This window comes from Candidatus Krumholzibacteriota bacterium, assembly GCA_016932415.1.
Classification (GTDB): Bacteria; Krumholzibacteriota; Krumholzibacteriia; order Krumholzibacteriales; family Krumholzibacteriaceae; genus Krumholzibacterium.
The window spans coordinates 32369-50326 of the sequence record JAFGCX010000031.1 but is presented as its reverse complement, the minus strand read 5'-3'; the positions used below and the strand labels follow the sequence as shown (position 1 = coordinate 50326).

Here is a 17958-nt window from a genome sequence, read left to right as displayed (position 1 = left end):
AACACCGGAAATCAGTTGCCTGGGTTTACGACCGCCTTGTACGCGGAAGCTCTGATCTCAGGGAACCCTTCTTCGCATGAAGCGATTCCGAGTGTCTTGCTGTCCTGGGTCGGGAGAATAGAAAAGGTGGCATTCTCCAGATCGGCGACAACCAGGAATGTCAGGGTATGTATCAATACCTTTGGCCCTTCGAGGCAAGGTTTGAATCTTTCGCTCAACCCTACCTTTATCTGGCCAATAGACATGATCCGCTCATCGCGGTACTTGTCATTGACAAGCTCTACCCCTTCGGGCAGTTCAAGCTTCCACTGGACAGCGGCTATCGAAGTCTGCGGAGGAAGATCGACGAACAGATAACCGGTGAATTCCTTCTGGTCCTTCTTCAGTTTGATCGTCCTGCTCGTCCCCTCGCTGTCGAAAAAAAGCCCGAAACTGACCTCGTCGGAAACGTAAGATAAGACCTCTTCTCCACCTTCGGGTTTGTTTTCCGTCGCCGCTTCCTCTTTCTTCGCGCACGAAAAGACGAATACGAGCGATAAGACGGGTACGACTGTTCTGAAAAACAGTGATTTCCAGTTCATCGCTGACCTCCTTTTATTAAAATGCAATAACATTTCAGGCGGCACAAGAGCCAAAATGGAAAGTGACATGATAATCCCAAGCGGCGAGTTTTACAATCAAATTCATTATAATCCATTGACCACGACTGGATCTTTAAATAATATAGGTGAGTAAGTATATCGATTATTTATGTATAAAGGAATTCCGGAACCCTCCGGGGGAGGATCAGTTTTGAAATCAAGAAAAGAGAAATTCGAGACTCTCGAAAAAAAACGCAAACAGGCGCTTCTCGGTGGAGGAAGGGAACGGATCGAGAAGATACACAAATCAGGAAGACTGACCGCTCGGGAAAGGATTCATCTGCTTTTTGACGAGGACTCATTTCAGGAACTTGGCGTATTCGTGACGCATAGATCGACCTGGCCGGGACTTGCTGAAAAAAAAATGGTGGGAGACGGTGTCGTATGCGGTCACGGCCTGGTAAATGGCCGTTTGACCTACGCTTTCGCGCAGGACTTTACGGTCTTTGGAGGATCTTTAAGCGAATCGAACGCCGGCAAGATCATAAGACTGATGGATATCGCCCTGGATAACGGAGCTCCCGTCGTAGGGCTCTCCGACAGTGGTGGAGCGAGAATTCAGGAGGGCGTCGCCAGCCTGGCGGGCTACGCTTCGATATTTCTGAGAAACACGCTCGCCTCGGGCGTGGTGCCACAGATATCGGCGATAATGGGCCCGAGCGCCGGAGGAGCGGTATATTCCCCCGCCCTGACAGATTTCATCTTCATGGTCGACGGTACCAGCCATATGTTCATCACCGGCCCCAACGTGATCAAGAAGGTCACCCACGAGGATGTGACGCAGGAAGAACTTGGCGGAGCAAGAACCCATAACACAAAGAGCGGCGTCGCCCATTTCCTCGCCGAGGACGACGACGATTGCATCGATCAGATCCATCGCCTTCTCTCATATCTTCCGCAGAACAATCTCGAAGACCCTCCCTATCTTCCACCTTCCGATGACCCGAATCGGATGGACCCGCGTCTCAACGAGATCGTACCGGAAAACGCTAACGCCCCATATGACATAACCGACGTGATCAACCTTGTAGTCGATGACGGCGAATTCCTTGAAGTCCAGAAGATGTACGCCAAAAATATCGTCGTCGGATACGCTCGCCTCAACGGTCATGTCGTCGGGATAGTGGCGAACCAGCCGAAGCATCTTGCCGGAGTCCTCGACATTGAATCTTCGATAAAGGGAGCGAGGTTCATCCGTTTCTGCGACGCTTTCAATATCCCGCTCATAACCTTCGAGGATGTACCTGGATTCCTTCCCGGCACCGACCAGGAATGGGCTGGGATAATAAAGCACGGCGCTAAACTTATCTATGCCTACTGTGAAGCGACAGTGCCGAAACTGACTGTCGTCACGAGAAAGGCTTACGGAGGAGCTTATTGCGTCATGTCGAGCAAGCATATCCGCTCTGATTACAATATCGCCTGGCCGACAGCCGAGTTGGCCGTGATGGGCGCCGAGGGAGCGGCCAATATCCTTTACAGGAAAGAGATCAAGATGTCTGATGACCCCGAAAAGGAGTTGCAGAGACAGATAGATCACTATGCGGAGCAGTTTGAGAACCCCTACATCGCCGCTTCTCTGGGATATCTCGACGACGTCATCTCTCCGGACAGTACAAGACCGATGCTGATAAGCGCTCTTGAGAGCCTTCTCAACAAGAGACAGCAACTTCCCCCCAAAAAACATGGAAACATCCCCCTGTAGGACCCGGAGGTATGAGATCGATGCCAGATGCAAAGAGGAACGCTGTGACGAAGGACGACTGGTGGAAAAACATCTACACTCCTTTCAAGGATAAGGGTAATGAACGCAGGGAGCGCTTCGCCACGACTTCCGGCATAGAGATCGGCCCGCTGTATCTTCCCGAAGACGCCCCGGAAAGCACCTACGAAAAACGCCTCGGATTTCCCGGTTCATTCCCCTTCACCCGCGGCGTCTATCCGACGATGTTCCGCGGAAAGTTCTGGACGATGAGACAGTACGCCGGTTTCGGTTCGGCTGAGGAGACGAACGAAAGATTCAGGTATCTTCTCGAGAGAGGCCAGACCGGACTCTCCGTAGCTTTCGACCTCCCGACACAGATGGGATACGATTCCGATCACAGGATGGCTGAAGGGGAGATCGGCAGGACGGGAGTCGCGATCGACTCGATCGAGGATTTCAGAAGGCTCATGAAGGATATTCCACTCGACCGCGTCTCGACTTCAATGACAATAAACGCGACCGCCTCGATCCTTCTCGCCATGTACGCCGCCCTCGCCGAAGAGACAGGTGTACCGACTGACAAGATAGCCGGAACGATCCAGAACGATATCCTTAAGGAATATTACGCCAGGGGAACATATATCTATCCTCCCGCTCCCTCGATGAGGATCATCACCGATATCTTCTCATGGTGCAGGATGAACGCTCCAAAATGGAATACTATCAGCATAAGCGGATACCATATTCGAGAAGCGGGATCATCGGCTGTGCAGGAGATCGCTTTCACCCTGGCCGACGCTGTCGAATATGTAAAGGCTGCCCTCGATGCCGGGCTCGAAGTCGATGAATTCGCTCCCAGGTTGTCGTTTTTCTTCTGCGTGCATAATAACGTCTTCGAAGAGGTGGCGAAATTCAGGGCGGCAAGAAGGATCTACGCCAGGATTATGAAGGAACGCTTCGGAGCGAAAAAGGACAAATCATGTCTTCTTAGATTCCATTCACAGACGGCCGGTTGCTCTCTTACCGCGCAGCAGGTCGAGAACAATGTCGTAAGGGTGGCGATGCAGGCGCTGGCGGCTGTGCTTGGCGGTACCCAGTCGCTGCATACCAATTCCAAGGATGAGGCTCTCAGCCTGCCATCCGAGGATTCAGTGCTGACAGCTCTGAGGACACAGCAACTAATAGCGGAAGAATCGGGAGCGTGCGAGACGATAGACCCTCTCGGCGGAAGTTACTACGTAGAGAAGATGACCGATGAGATCGAGAAAAAGGCTCTCGATCTTATGGGCCGTATCGAAGAGATCGGCGGAATGACCAGAGCTATAGAAGCACAGTTCCCACAGAAAGAGATCGAAAGAAGCGCTTATGAATACCAGAAGAGCGTCGAAGCAAAGGATATCATAGTCGTCGGCGTTAATAAATATACAGGTGGTGACTCTGCCAGGGTGAGGGAATTCATCATAGATCCCGATATCGAGAAACGGCATGTCGCCAGATTGAAAGCTTTCAAGGAAAAAAGGGATAAGGATAAGATCGCCTCTCTCCTTCTCGCGGTGGAGAACGGCTGCAGAGGGACTGGCAACCTCATGCCTCTGATAATAGAAGCGGTAAAAGGAAATTGCACTCTCGGCGAGATCTCTACGTCGCTTGAAAAGGTTTTCGGACGTTACTCGCCTGGCTCGACAATATAGTTGGCCGGCCGCCGGCAGATCCTCAGGAGGTAAAAAGATGCGGGACAGACTGAAAAAACTTGATCATATTGGGATCGCCGTGAAAGATATCGATGAGGCTAAAAGACTCTATCGCGATATTCTCGGTTTTGAACTTATCGAAGAAAAGACGCTTCCCGACAGGGGATTGAAGATCGCTTTTCTTTCGACCGGCAACACGAAGATAGAGCTTCTGGAGGGAATAACACCGGAGAGCGCGATAACGAAATTCGTCGATAAACGCGGGCCTGGAATCCATCACCTTTCGTTTGAAGTCGATGATATCAGGAAGATTCTCGATGAACTGTCTTCCGAGGGTATAGAATTGATCGACCGGGTGCCCCGCGACGGAGCCGAAGGACACCCGGTTGCGTTCCTCCATCCAGGATCGACTATGAAAGTCCTTATCGAACTGGAGGAGAAATAACCGCCAGATCTGTCAGCTTACGTAATCGTAGAAACCTTTCCCCGACTTTCTTCCGAGGTATCCCGCCTCAACTTTTTTGACAAGCAGGGGACATGGCCTGTATTTCGGGTCTCCTAGACCGTCATGGAGGACCCTGAGAATATTGAGACAGATATCAAGACCTATGAGGTCCGCCAGCGTCAAAGGCCCCATCGGATGGGCCATACCGAGTTTCATCACTCCGTCTATCGCTTCGGCAGTCGCGACACCCTCCATCAGACAGTAGCAAGCCTCGTTTATCATCGGCATCAGTATCCTGTTGGCGATGAAACCGGGATAATCGTTTACCTCTATCGGAGTCTTGGAAAGTTTTTCGCTGAGACCGGTTATCAGGCCTGTCGTCTCGTCGCTTGTCGCTAACCCCCTGATGATCTCGACGAGTTTCATCAAGGGAACGGGGTTCATGAAATGCATTCCGATGAACCTGTCCGGTCTGCCTGAAGCTGCTCCGAGCGCGGTGATCGAGATCGAGGATGTATTGCTGGCGAAAATCGTCTCTTTCCCGCAAACATCGTCAAGTTTTCTGAATATCGCCGCTTTCGCCTCAAAATCCTCGAAGACCGCCTCGACTACCACCTGGCATGAGGCCGCGTCGGAGGTATCGGTCGAAGTAGTGATCCTGCCGAGGATCTCGCCCTTTTCCCCTTCCGATATCTTTTCCTTTTTCACCATCCTTGCCAGGCTTTTATCGATCGCGTCGAGCCCTCTCTTGACGAATTCTTCCTTCACGTCGATCATCAGGACCTCGAATGAATGCGCCGCGAACACTTGCGCGATGCCATTGCCCATGGTCCCAGCGCCTATTACGGCGACCTTTTCTATTGCCATATTACTCTCCTTCAAAACTCGAAAGACGTCCCGCGCCGGAGCGGGCCTCTCTCTCCTACAACATCTCTATACTTAAAGCGACCGCGTTTCCTCCACCGAGACATAGAGTCGCGAGGCCTTTTTTCCCGCCCGTATGCATTAGCGCGTGTATAAGGGTGACCAGTATCCTGGTGCCGGAGCAACCTATCGGATGTCCCAACGCCACGGCTCCACCATTGATATTGACCTTTTCCGGATCCATGCCTAGATTTTTCATGACCGCGCACGGCTGAACGGCGAATGCCTCGTTCAGTTCAATGAGGTCGAAATCGTCGAGTTTCATGCCGGTCTTTTTCAGAAGTTTTGGAACGGCCACTGTGGGGGCCATCATGACGAGTTCCGGTTCGAGACCCCCCGTCGCGTAGCCCGTTACCCTCGCCACAGGCTCGATGCCAAGCTTGGAAGCTTTCGTGTCTGTCATAAGGACCAGCGCTGACGCTCCGTCGCTTATCTGCGACGCGTTACCGGCGGTTATCACACCGTCTTTCTTGAAGACAGGTTTGAGTTTTCCCATTGTCTCGATACTGACTTCAGCTCTCGGGCCTTCATCGGTATCGAAGATGACAGGATCACCTTTTCTTACCGGGACCTCGACCGGGAAGATCTCGTCCTTGAACTTTCCCGATTTGATCGCCGCGACCGCCTTACGGTGGCTGTTATAAGCGTATTCGTCCATCTCCTTGCGGGATACGCCATACCTTTCGGCCGTGATCTCCCCCGTGTTACCCATATGAAAATCGTTATAGGCGTCCCACAGGCCATCGTACACCATCGTATCCACTATCTTCCCGTCACCAAGACGGTACCCCGTCCTGGCCTGTCGAAGGATATACGGAGCGTTGCTCATCGATTCCATCCCACCGGCGACTACGATCTCCTCATCACCGAGTTTCAGAGCCTGCGTACCGAGTACAACCGCTTTCAACCCTGAACCGCATACCTTGTTCACGGTAAGAGCCGAGACCGCGAAATCCAGTTTTGCACCGAGAGCCGCCTGGCGCGCGGGATTCTGCCCCAGCCCCGCACCCACCACATTGCCCATGATTACTTCAGTGACCAGGCTTTTTTCGATCCCCGCTCTTTTTACTGCTTCCTCTATCGCCTTTGCCCCGAGCTGGGGCGCGGTAAAGGAAGATAATCCTCCCTGGAATTTACCCATCGCGGTCCTCACCGCGCCGGCGATCACTACTTCGCTCATCTACCGTTCCTCCTTCTTGAGTTGTTCAACACTATTTTAATATCCATTTCCCGCTGTCCGGCGCGGACCGGCAATATCTGCCCCCGCTTCCCGACGCGATCGCGGTCAGATCATTCCGCGAATACCGAATTAATATAATCAATTATGTCGCGCGTGTCAGTCCCCGGCCCGAATATCTTCGAAACTCCGGACTTTTCAAGCTTTTCGACGTCCTCGACCGGTACGATACCGCCTCCGAAAACGATTATATGTTCGGCACCCTTCTCCCTTAGAAGTTCCATCACCCTCGGAAACATCGTCATATGCGCTCCTGACAGGATGCTGAGCCCTACCACGTCGACATCTTCCTGTATCGCCGATTCGGCTATCATTTCCGGCGTCTGGTGAAGACCGGTATATATGACCTCCATCCCGGCGTCTTTCAAAGCGTTCGCCACGACTTTTGCTCCCCGGTCATGTCCATCCAGTCCGGGTTTCGCGACGAGGACTCTTACTTTTCTTGACATCTTTTCTTTCCTCCTTACAGACACGCCGTATCGCGGAATCAATAGAACAGCGGTTCGCGATACTCGCCAAAAACTTTTTTCAGGGTCTCTATAATCTCACCTTCTGTCGCGTAACACTTCGCGCACCGGATGATATGCGGCATCAGGTTGTCATTTCCTCTGGCTGCTTTTTCGAGCGATTCGAGCTCCCTCTCCACCTTGTCGTTATCCCTTTCCTCTCTCACCCTGCCGACCGCTTTGCGCTGTGATTCTTCCACCTTCTGGTCGATCTTCAGAAGGGGGATATCTATCGTCTCGCCTTCGAGTCCGAATTCGTTGAGCCCGACTATGATCTTTCTTTTCGCTTCAACCGCTTTCTGATATTCGTACGCCGCCTTTCCGATTTCTTTCTGAAAAAACCCTTCTTCTATCGCTTTGACTACTCCCCCGAACTCATCTATTTTTTTGAAATATTTTTCCGCTTCCTCTTCCATCTCCATGGTAAGAGCCTCAATGAAATAACTTCCCGCAAGGGGATCCGCCGTATTGATCACCCCGGTCTCGTGGGCGATTATCTGCTGCGTCCTCAGGGCTATCCTGACGGCTTTCTCGGAAGGAAGCGCGAGGGTCTCATCCATCGAATTGGTATGCAGAGACTGCGTACCGCCAAGTACGGCCGATAATCCCTGGAAAGCTGTCCGCACGATGTTGTTTTCGGGCTGCTGGGCCGTAAGGGAACATCCTGCCGTCTGGGTATGGAATCTCAGCAGAAGCGAACGTTCATCTTTTGCTCCGTATTTTTCCTTCATTCTCTTTGCCCAGATCCTTCTCGCCGCCCTGTACTTGGCTATCTCCTCGAAGAAATCGAGATGGGCGTTGAAAAAGAAAGAGAGTCTCGGAGCGAACCTGTCGACATCGAGCCCGGCGGCTATTCCCGCTTCCACATAGGCGAAACCGTCGGCAAGAGTGAAGGCCAGTTCCTGGACCGCTGTCGATCCGGCTTCCCGGATATGATATCCGCTTATGCTGATCGTGTTCCACCTGGGAACGTGATCGCTGCAGAAACCGAGTATGTCGGTGATGATCCTCATCGACGGCCCGGGTGGGAATATCCACGATTTCTGGGCGATATACTCCTTGAGGATATCATTCTGTATCGTCCCTCCCATGCTGCCCAGCGAGGTTCCTTTTTTCTCTCCGGCTGAAAGATAGAAAGCGAGCAGAATCGAAGCGGGAGCGTTGATCGTCATCGATGTTGTTATTCCGGCAAGGTCTATTCCATCGAAAAGGATCTCCATGTCCCGCAGTGAATCTATTGCTACTCCGCATCTTCCGACTTCACCTTCCGATCTTTTGTGATCCGAATCGTATCCCATGATCGTCGGCATATCAAAAGCTACGGAAAGTCCTGTCTGTCCATGATCGAGAAGATAGTGATACCTCTGATTGGTATCCGATGCCGTTCCGAAACCGGCAAACTGCCTCATTGTCCAGAAACGGCCGCGGTACATCGTCGGATATACGCCCCGGGTATATGGATATTGTCCGGGAAATCCAAGATCATCGGAATAATCGATGCCTTCAATATCTTCGGGAACGGCGAGTTTCCTCACCGGCGCGCCGGAGACTGTAGTGAACTCGATATCCTGAAGACCACGGCTTGAATATTCCTCTTCATATTTTTTCTTCTGTTCCTCGTAGATCTTTTTTTTATCCATCCTGTACTCCAGTCTCCGATGAAGCAGCTACCTTATTGAAACTGTCTTTTCAAGTTCATGGACCAGGGCATAGGGAGTGAGTCTTCCCATATATACCTCTTCCATCCGGTTCTTCATGATATCCCTGACGATCTCGCTGTTTCTCAGTCTTTTCTCGATCCTGTCCATGAGGGCGTTTCGCACCCTGGAAAAAAGGATCTCCCTCCTTTTCGCGGATATAAGATCGTGCTCGACCAGATACGCCCTGTGTTCCTCTATCGTTTCGACCAGTTCATCTATTCCGGTCCCCTCGCGAGCCGAGGTAAGAAGGACTTTCGGTTCCCAGTGCCCCTTGGGAATATCTTTCAGCCTGAGTGAATTGGCTATTTCTCCGGCCGCCATCTCGGCGTCCTTATGATCTGATTTGTTCATCACGAAGATATCCCCGATCTCCATCAATCCCGCTTTCATCGCCTGGATGGCGTCGCCCGATTCGGGAACCAGGATGACTACCACTGTATGCGCTTTCTCCGATATCTCCAACTCGGACTGCCCTACTCCGACTGTCTCGATCAACACGAGGTCTTTCCCGAAGGCATCCATCAGGTCGGTGACTTCATCGGTGCAGTTTGAGATACCGCCGAGGCTTCCCCTGCTTGCAAGGCTCCGGACGAATACGTCGGGATACTCTGAAAGGTTCTGCATTCTGATCCTGTCGCCAAGAAGGGCTCCCCCGCTGAAGGGGCTTGTCGGGTCTATAGCCAGTATTCCGATCTTTCGCCCTTTCTCCCTGAACTTTTCCGTCACCTTGTAAAGAAGGCTGCTCTTTCCCGCTCCGGGAGGACCTGTAAAACCGACCCTGTAAGCATCTTTAGTTTTGCTGAATATCCCATCAAGTACCTTTTCCGCGTCTTCCCCACCGTTTTCGAGGATCGTGATCAATCTCGCCGCGGCGGCGACCTGTCCCGCGTCGAATCGTTCGAGAAGCTTGTCTATGTCGTATCCTGGCCTCATCTGTCACCTTGCTGGATCGTGGTCTGACTGAGACTCCGACTCTGGTCCCGTTGGAAAAGAGAAATATCTTTTCCTGTCAAAACTCGATCCCTTTCCTCATCTGCACACCCTGGTTGTAATGATGTTTGATCTCACGCATCTCTGTCACAGTATCGGCAAGCTCGACCAACTCATCGGGAGCGTACCTGCCGGTCAGGATGACGTCGAGATCTTCAGGCCTGCTTTCAAGGAATCGAATGACTTCCTCGAGAGGGATCAATCCGAAAGAGACGGCTACGTTGATCTCATCGAGAATGATCATATCGAAGAGACCCTCCTCCACGACTTCGAGCATTCTTTTCCAACCGCCCCTGGCCAGATCGATATCGATCTGTTCCGGGTCTTCAGGATCTACGAATTCGTCCCGGCCATGCTGTTCGATTGTCAGGTTGTCGAGCGCCTCTGCCGCGGCAAGTTCTCCGTAGAGCCTGCCTTTCATGAACTGGATCATGAAAACGCGAGAATTATGGCCGGCCGCTCTCATCGCGGCTCCGAGAGAAGCGGTAGTCTTCCCCTTGCCGTTTCCGGTGAAGAGCATTATTATGCCTTTTTCGCCATCCATATAAAAATCTCACAGATAATAATCGCGGCCGCGGTTGAAGGCGGCTCCAATCCTAACACAGATTAAGGAGGGTAAACGTTTTACGACGATTTGTCAATTGCAGACTCGTGAATTTCAATGAATCGGCAGTGTACCGAGGGCAGAGTGATGATAAATGAGGTTTTTCGCCCCTTTACGCTCGAGACGGCTATATTCCCGCCATGGTCCTTGATTATCCTCTGGGCGAAAGCGAGGCCGAGTCCAGATCCTTTCTCCTTCGTCGTAAAGAACGGTGTGAATATCCTGGTCATCTGGTCCTGCCCTATGCCCGAACCGTCATCCGAGATCTCTATGATAACGCTTTTAGACTCAGTGGAATAGATCGTTCTGACCCATATCGATCCTTCCATGTCGACCGCCTCAAGGGAGTTCTGGAAGATATTGAGGAATACTTCGTGTATCTTGACGTGGTCGACAGGAGCGTAAGGAAGATTCGGATCAAAGCTTTTAAAAAGCCTCACCTTCTTCTCCTCGAATTCATTCTCAAGAAGATTGCAGTTATCCTCGAGTATCTGGTTGATATTACTGTCCTCGATATTGAGTTCGCTGACGCTCGAACTGAGACTCTCAAGGTAGGTCTCCAGCCGGATCGTCTCGTTGAGGATGATTTCGAGTTTCTCCCTGTCTTTTTCGTTGAAATCTCCGGTCTTGAGAAGATTCCTGGTGAATCCGCCGATCGAGACGAGAGGGTTTTTTATCTCATGAATGACCGAAGAGGTCATCTCGCCAGATATCGCGAGACGCTCAGCTTTCATCATTCTTTCCTCGTTCGCTTTCAACTTTCTGTATGCCGATTTGAGGCTCTCGACATTAGTCCTTAGAGACTCCTTTAACTGCGCCGCCTTAAGCGATGAAGTTGCGTGGCTTACGATCATTTCTAAAAGGTGCGCGTCTTCCGGCGTCACCTCTTTCCCGGTGAACTTGTTGTCGACAATGACGAGCCCGAGCCTGTCCTTGGCAGTGGCGATCGGGCATACGCAGAAATCCTCAAGCCCTAGAGAGTCCGCGATTACAAGGTCGTTTTCTGTGGTCAGGTCTTCTCTTTTAACGAATCTGATCTCGTCGAGTCCCCTGAAAATGATCCCGCTGTCCCCTTCGGTCGGGATACTCAACCCGCTTGTCAGTTTTGTCAGTAGGCTGTTTTTGAGATAGTGAAGCTTCTTACCCTTGGCGACCAACTTCTCGATCGAACCTTTCGTATCCTTGTCCAGGATCTTCCAGATATTGACCGCCTCTTCCGGAGTCGACGGGCCAAGGGCATATTTTCCCCTGAGAAGGTCATACTCGTTCCCTCTCAGAAAAATGAACGCCCTGTTGAATCCGAGCCCCTCCCTTGCAGTTATGACAGTGAGGATCGCTAGTATGATATCTTCCTCTTTATCCAGATGAGCTATGATCTTGCTGACCTCGCTGAGCAGATTCATCAGCTTGCTGCGCCTGATCACCTCCATGTAGAGTTCCTCGACCTTGCTCGAATATTTGGAAGATCTGATCAGCGCGTCCTCGAGAGTCTCCAGGAGTGTTATATCGGCCCATCTTCTCCCTTTCATCCTTTCCTTGAGCTGGATGAAAAAATCGCATTTGAAGCAGCACTGTATCAGTTTTTCCTCTATCCTGCCAAAGACTTTGTCGCGGCACCTGTGTCCCGTGACCTCCCAGCAGGGGATCCCCGTCTTGCCATGAGCGGGACAGTCCTCCCTCCCGCAGGAAAGAAACTCCCAGCATCTGTTGATCCTGTCCTCGGATATTGCTGTATTTTCAGATTCCATAACGGATAAACGCTATCATACACCAGGCTCTGCGGTAAAGAAAAAAGCGGCGGATCATTATTTTAGATTCTTTCTCAGCGGTCCGTAATGATCTGTTTTTCTACGCTACTCTACTGCTGGTACTTCTGTTTGATGCTCCCCCAGGTATCTTCCCCTGCCGCGGTTATGCACCCGTTCGAATGGCCGGGAGTCGGCAAGCACCCGTTTCCGGCTGGATCGCATGTACCGGTACAGGGATTATACGCGTCGTACAGTTCCCAGCGCCAGGTATCGGCCAACGAGCGTCCAAGCGTACGGTCATCCTCCGCTGCCTTGTCGCTGAAGACAAGATGATCGACGAGTATCGTGTCGCCATCTGCTACGCGGTAGAGGGAGACCTGATCGCCCGCGTTATTAAGGCTCAGGCCATAGACCGGCTGGTCATTCGATTCTTCCCAGGCCCTCGAATCGCTTCCAAATACAACCATCACCGATCCCGGCATCAGCATCCCCGAAAAACCGAATCTCCAGACAGGCGCGCTTTCCCCGTCGCTCAACAGATACCCTGACAGATCGACACCTGAGGAGCCGGTGTTGAGTATCTCGATCCATTCATCGTCCCTGTAATTGTACTCGCCGTCGCCGTCCCAGTCCCTCGCCGGATCAGCCATGATCTCGTTTATCACGACCTCGGCGCCCGCGGAAGAGGCAGTAACGAGAATAATTATGATTAGAAATGTTACCTGGATAAGGAAACGGAATATTTTCCCCATCTTCATCCTCCCTTCATCACATCCCGGAAAACATCCATCGTATCCGGAACTCTACGATCCGCCGCTTTAGGATCATCCGGACGGATCAGATATTATCATTCTCCGCTATTTTTCGCCAGCGATATTTTAATGTCCGGAAAAGATATCCGACAGGGCTATTTCCTTGGTCATTCCCGGGCCCTGGGGATCGAGAACCTCACCGGTTCCTGCAGGTGGAAACCGTTGAATTCGTAGCATCGGAGTTCAAATCCAGCTTCATCTCCGTTTGCGGGGCTTTCCGTTCGGATCACCGGTATAACAGAGGTCACCGATTTTCCCGGCAGTATCATCTCGATCACATCCGAATCGCCTGTTATAAAATCGGATGTATCGCCTGAAGGCAGGATCATCATTACTACCCTGTACGCCGCTTCCTCTCCGGTGTTCTCCACCGTTACGGAAAGGCTGCCCTTTTCCATCGGTGAAAATCTGCCGTCTCCGCTTTCGTCATCAACTTCGACCTTCCCCCTTATCCTCGCGGGATAGACCGCCATGGGGATCGCTGAACTGTCGCGCACCAGGTCAAACCGGGAGATGTCCCATATGACTACTGTCATATCGTCACTGCCGCTCGCGAGCAGAGACGCATTCGAGTTGAATGAGATACTGTTCACCTGGGCCGAATGACCGGCCAGGGTGACGATCTCATATCCCGAACGCGCTTCCCATATTTTTATTTTTCCATCTCTCCCGGCACTCGCTATGTACTCCCCGTTCGATGTGAAAGCGGTCGAAAGGACGTCATCTTCGTGACCCGTGAATACCCTGAGCAGGTCACCGGTACCGGTATCCCACAATCTGACGGTTCTGTCATCACTGCCCGAAGCAAGCCACCTCCCCGAGGGATCAAAGGATACAGCGTTGACCGATTTGCCGTGTCCCTCGATATGCCTCTCCTTTCCCGAAGGGAATTCCCAGAAGTAGATCTTACTGTCATTTTGCGTGGCGGCGATAAACCTTCCATCAGGACTGAATTCAAGATCAGAGACAGCTTCGTGTATTTTTGAAAGCCATAGAGTCAGGAGGAGTTTACCCGATCTGATCTCCCATACCCTGACCTGGCAGTTGACATGCCCCGAGGCCATATACCTGTCGTCGCGCGAAAACGCAAGCGCGGTCACGTAATGATATTTCTTCATCACCTCGTAATTCCTGATCCCGAACGGCCAGGCTACGGTCATATCTATATCAAGCAGTTTCTGATGCTGGTATGAATCTGATTCGAAGACCCTGATGATCCTCTTGTCTTCCGTGTTGAGTAGAAAAACCGTTCTGCTTCCGATCGCCCATTTTCTGCCATCGTTACTGAATCCCGTGTCGAGATCAAGAAACCTGTCGTTCTCCATCGTATTTTCGAGTTTCCCTGACGGGGCGTGAAAAAATGAGATCACCGAGCTTTCACTGCCGGTTGCAGCCAGCGAAACGAGCCTGTTCTGCTTCGGAACGAATTCGACATCTATTACTCTGCCCGCGGCTCCGTACAGAGTATCCGCCGGGATCCTGAAGCCGGGACCGGGCTTGACGAGAGGAACTCCGGTATCGATATCATCACCGATCCATGCGCAGCTTGAAACGAGGGTCGACAGGCAGACTACCAGGGCGAACAATCTCATCCTTCACCTCTTGATTCCCGGAACTGGCTCTATCTCAAGATAATACGGCTTATTATCGCAGTCAAAATCTTAATCGCCCTGTCGAGTCCAGTCCCCCGGGCGCGGAAAAAAAAGGAAAAGCCGGACAAACCTGCTTTTCCTTTTATGCTCTTTGAGTGCGAGACTGTTTTTACTCGCTCTTATCCTTCTGTTCGAGATAAGCCGCGATAAGCAGACCTGCCCCAAGCCCACCCGGCATAAGTCCCCACATACCGTGGCGAAACCCGGCCTCCGGTATCAATCCGACGAGGAGAGCGATACTGATGAACGAAAAGACAAGTCCCCAGGCGCGCATCGTCAGGTATGCCGGGCGCTTCTTTTTTGGGGGATCTTTCGGCAGATCCAGACCTTTCTCCATCGCGAGTATCCTTTCACGATGACGAAGTTCCTTCTGCCCTCCGTTTACTATAATGGCCGTGATCACGATCGCGACAGCACATATGAGAAACATGACCGGAACAGCTATACCCACGACCGCTGGACTCAATTCAAGCATTTTGTACTCCTTTCAATACCGTTTCCACCCTTAACTGACTGATTGCGTCGTTTTCTGTCCAGTTAGACGGGCAGGCCTCCGATTTGTTTCAGAATAATCGGATTGTTTATGATTTTTCTGTTTTTTGTGTCATTATTGTGAATATCATTAGATTAATGAAACATTTCCTGGGTTTATAATGTCATACTGTTATGGAGAACCGGGTTTTGAAAGGTGCCGATGATAATGAACTGGTCAAAAAATCGCTTAACGGAAGTGAAAGAGCTTTTCGTGCGATTATTGAAAAACATGCCCCGGTCGTATATTCAGCGGTCAGATCGGTCATCGGAAACAGCGACGACATCGATGATCTCGTCCAGGATATTTTCATTAAAATATATCGCGGACTCTCCCGGTTCCGTGGAGACTCGAGATTATCGACCTGGATATATACGATCGCCAGAAACGAATCTTTCAACGCCAGGGGAAAAAAAAGGCCCGAGACAGTGCCGGTCGATACCATCGATCTTTCCGGGCCGTCGAATCAGCGCCCCGACAGGGTATTCCTGGCCCGGCAGGATTCTGCCGAGATTCGCGGCCTTATCGCCAGGCTTGATGGTAAATACAGGGAAGTGATCGAATTGAGGTACCTCGCGGAAAAATCATATATCGAGATATCCGAGATCATGGAGATCCCGATAGGAACGGTTAAGACATATCTTCACAGGGCCCGGAATGAATTGAAGGATATGTTTTCACATCAGAGCGAGTATGATCGAAGGAGAGACCGGAATGGATGATTGCCGGAAATTCGAAGAGATACTGCCCCGCTACATCGATGGAGACCTTTCAGTATCCGAGACAAAGGCAGTGAAAGATCATATCGGGACCTGCGAGAGCTGCGCGATGGCCCTGGGCCGGTATATCGAACTCGAATCATCACTCGAGGCTCTCAGCGGCGAATTGCCCGATCTCTCTGTCATTTCATCATCGGTGCTTGATCGATTGAACATCGGAAAGAAAAAAGCTTCCCTGTCGGCAATCTTCCGTCTTCCCTTCCTTATGCCTGCTCTTATAGCTTTATCCGCCACCGCGGTATCGATTTTTCGGAGGGACGTAGAATCTGTCCTGCTTCGGCTATCCTCGGAATATGCATCTCTTGTCGATCGTCTGACCGGTAACGGGATCGAATCTATTACGGCAAGCCTTTCAGCGGCATTGGCCCGGTATTGCTCTGCCGTCACAAAATTTATCGAGGATACCGGTTCTCTCGTCATGAGATCGGGTGAGATGGATCAGACATTGATAATTTCCATATCCGCCCTCATGTCGCTGACCATCGTTGTCGTCTTCTTCCGCATGACGAAGATGATCCTTCAGGATTGATCCCGGTCATTTTTTTCAATCTGGATCCTGGAGTTTTTTAAGGAAGATCTCATTGAGGAGCCGTGGATTGGCTTTTCCTCCGCTCTTATTCATCGCCTCTCCAATAAAAAATCCGAGAAGCCTGGGATTGCCGTTTCTGAATCGCTCGACTTCCTCCTGATTGTCAGCGATCACCTGATCGACCATGACCTCCAGTTCGTCCGGTGAACTGATCTGTTCCAGGTTTCTCTCACTTACGATCTCGGTGGCTGATCTTCCCGACGACTTCATCTCCAGGAATACTTCGCGGGCTACGGGAGCGTTTATCACGCCTCGCTCCGCCAGGCTGATAAGTTCGGCGATCATCACTGGTGTCAGGGAAAATTCCTCGATTGCGATCGCAGATTCATTCAATTCGCCGAGTATCTCCCTCATCACCCAGTGGCAGCTCGTCTTCGGATCGCGGGTCTCCTCGACCAGCGCTTCGTAATAGTCAGCCAACCCCTTCTCCACGGTAAGAACCCCGGCTTCATATTCGGAGAGCAGATAATCCTCGATGAACCTTCTTTTCTTCTCATCGGGAAGTTCAGGCATCTCAGCTTCGGCCTCTCTTATGAAAAACTCATCCACCATGACAGGCGGAAGGTCAGGTTCAGGGAAATATCTGTAATCGCTCGTTTCTTCCTTTCCCCTCATCTGGATGAGTCTTTTTTCCGATTCATCCCATAACTGGGTCACCTTGGTTATCTTCCGCCCACTCTCTATGAGATCTTTCTGTCTCTCTATCTCGAACTCTATGCCCGCCTTGACCGCTCTGAATGAATTAAGGTTTTTTATTTCCGTTCTGGTCCCATGTGTCTTCGAACCGCCCGGCATGATCGAGATGTTTACGTCGCACCTGAGCGATCCTTTCTCCAGGTCACCATCGCAGATATCGAGGTATCGCACTGTCTGCCTGAGGTGGCGGAGGAATTCCACAGCCTCCGGCGCCGAGCTGATCTCCGGTCTCGTCACTATCTCTGCCAATGGGATCCCGGAGCGGTTGAAATCGATCCCGCTATGTCCATCTATCCCATGAACGAGTTTTCCCGCGTCCTCTTCGAGATGGATCCTCTCTATCCCGATCTTTTTCGTATTTCCATCCGTTTCGATCACTACCGATCCGTTTTTGCACAATGGACGATCGTACATCGAGATCTGGTAATTCTTCGGGCAATCCGGATAAAAGTAGTTTTTTCTGGCAAATTCGCTTACCGGGGAGATGTCACACCCGAGCGCCTGACCGAGCCTGACACATTTAAGCACCGCATCCCTGTTCAGCACCGGCAGGGCGCCGGGAAGCCCCAGACACACCGGGCATGTCAGAGTGTTTGGCCTCTCTCCGAATTCGGCCCTGCAGTCGCAGAATATTTTACTCTTCGTATTAAGCTGCGCGTGGACTTCCAATCCGATGACGACTTCATATTTTTCAGCGGACATATACT

The 17958-nt window shown here is 51.4% G+C and carries 17 protein-coding genes; 5 read left to right on the top strand and 12 right to left on the bottom strand.

Going from position 1 to position 17958, the window contains the following annotated elements:
- Positions 1–11: 11 nt before the first annotated feature.
- Positions 12–581 carry a hypothetical protein gene (locus tag JW814_10960; GenBank protein MBN2071967.1) on the bottom strand — a complete coding sequence of 190 codons (570 nt, stop codon included), beginning with the start codon at positions 579–581 and terminating at the stop codon, positions 12–14.
- Positions 582–750: 169 nt separating this feature from the next.
- Here JW814_10960 and JW814_10955 point away from each other — a divergent pair, with 169 nt between their 5' ends.
- The 3 genes from JW814_10955 to mce are packed head-to-tail and all read left to right on the top strand — an operon-like array spanning position 751 to position 4482.
- Positions 751–2346, top strand: a complete 1596-nt coding sequence (locus tag JW814_10955) for an acyl-CoA carboxylase subunit beta (protein ID MBN2071966.1) — start codon at positions 751–753, stop codon at positions 2344–2346.
- An 11-nt stretch (positions 2347–2357) separates the two neighbouring features.
- Positions 2358–4037, top strand: coding sequence for a methylmalonyl-CoA mutase family protein (locus JW814_10950; protein MBN2071965.1), 1680 nt, complete (start codon positions 2358–2360; stop codon positions 4035–4037).
- A 37-nt stretch (positions 4038–4074) separates the two neighbouring features.
- On the top strand, positions 4075–4482 hold the full coding sequence (gene mce / locus JW814_10945; protein ID MBN2071964.1) for a methylmalonyl-CoA epimerase: 408 nt from the start codon (positions 4075–4077) through the stop codon (positions 4480–4482).
- Positions 4483–4494: 12 nt separating this feature from the next.
- On the opposite strand, the gene JW814_10940 is transcribed toward mce, so the two are convergent.
- From JW814_10940 to JW814_10895, 10 genes are all read right to left on the bottom strand, one after another.
- Positions 4495–5349 (bottom strand): 3-hydroxybutyryl-CoA dehydrogenase, encoded by an 855-nt coding sequence (locus tag JW814_10940; GenBank protein MBN2071963.1) that lies wholly within the window; start codon positions 5347–5349, stop codon positions 4495–4497.
- Between the two features lie 55 nt (positions 5350–5404).
- Complete coding sequence (locus JW814_10935; GenBank protein ID MBN2071962.1) at positions 5405–6586, bottom strand: acetyl-CoA C-acetyltransferase; 1182 nt, start codon at positions 6584–6586, stop codon at positions 5405–5407.
- A 110-nt stretch (positions 6587–6696) separates the two neighbouring features.
- Positions 6697–7092: a cobalamin B12-binding domain-containing protein gene (locus JW814_10930; protein ID MBN2071961.1), complete on the bottom strand. Its 396-nt coding sequence runs from the start codon at positions 7090–7092 to the stop codon at positions 6697–6699.
- Between the two features lie 38 nt (positions 7093–7130).
- Positions 7131–8789, bottom strand: coding sequence for a methylmalonyl-CoA mutase family protein (locus tag JW814_10925; protein MBN2071960.1), 1659 nt, complete (start codon positions 8787–8789; stop codon positions 7131–7133).
- A 27-nt stretch (positions 8790–8816) separates the two neighbouring features.
- On the bottom strand, positions 8817–9782 hold the full coding sequence (meaB, locus tag JW814_10920; GenBank protein ID MBN2071959.1) for a methylmalonyl Co-A mutase-associated GTPase MeaB: 966 nt from the start codon (positions 9780–9782) through the stop codon (positions 8817–8819).
- Positions 9783–9858: 76 nt separating this feature from the next.
- Complete coding sequence (cobO, locus tag JW814_10915) at positions 9859–10383, bottom strand: cob(I)yrinic acid a,c-diamide adenosyltransferase (GenBank protein MBN2071958.1); 525 nt, start codon at positions 10381–10383, stop codon at positions 9859–9861.
- An 80-nt stretch (positions 10384–10463) separates the two neighbouring features.
- A complete protein-coding gene (locus tag JW814_10910) occupies positions 10464–12191 on the bottom strand; it encodes a hypothetical protein (protein MBN2071957.1) in 1728 nt (575 codons plus the stop codon).
- Between the two features lie 110 nt (positions 12192–12301).
- Positions 12302–12943, bottom strand: coding sequence for a lamin tail domain-containing protein (locus JW814_10905; GenBank protein ID MBN2071956.1), 642 nt, complete (start codon positions 12941–12943; stop codon positions 12302–12304).
- A 167-nt stretch (positions 12944–13110) separates the two neighbouring features.
- Positions 13111–14595 carry a WD40 repeat domain-containing protein gene (locus tag JW814_10900; GenBank protein MBN2071955.1) on the bottom strand — a complete coding sequence of 495 codons (1485 nt, stop codon included), beginning with the start codon at positions 14593–14595 and terminating at the stop codon, positions 13111–13113.
- 169 nt (positions 14596–14764) lie between these two features.
- Positions 14765–15130 carry a hypothetical protein gene (locus JW814_10895; GenBank protein ID MBN2071954.1) on the bottom strand — a complete coding sequence of 122 codons (366 nt, stop codon included), beginning with the start codon at positions 15128–15130 and terminating at the stop codon, positions 14765–14767.
- Positions 15131–15336: 206 nt separating this feature from the next.
- Here JW814_10895 and JW814_10890 point away from each other — a divergent pair, with 206 nt between their 5' ends.
- On the top strand, positions 15337–15909 hold the full coding sequence (locus JW814_10890; GenBank protein ID MBN2071953.1) for an RNA polymerase sigma factor: 573 nt from the start codon (positions 15337–15339) through the stop codon (positions 15907–15909).
- Positions 15902–16495, top strand: a complete 594-nt coding sequence (locus JW814_10885) for a zf-HC2 domain-containing protein (protein ID MBN2071952.1) — start codon at positions 15902–15904, stop codon at positions 16493–16495. The genes JW814_10890 and JW814_10885 overlap by 8 nt, the downstream gene beginning before the upstream one ends.
- A gap of 15 nt (positions 16496–16510) precedes the next feature.
- Here JW814_10885 and gatB read toward each other — a convergent pair whose 3' ends face one another.
- On the bottom strand, positions 16511–17953 hold the full coding sequence (gatB, locus tag JW814_10880; GenBank protein MBN2071951.1) for an Asp-tRNA(Asn)/Glu-tRNA(Gln) amidotransferase subunit GatB: 1443 nt from the start codon (positions 17951–17953) through the stop codon (positions 16511–16513).
- Positions 17954–17958 lie beyond the last annotated feature (5 nt).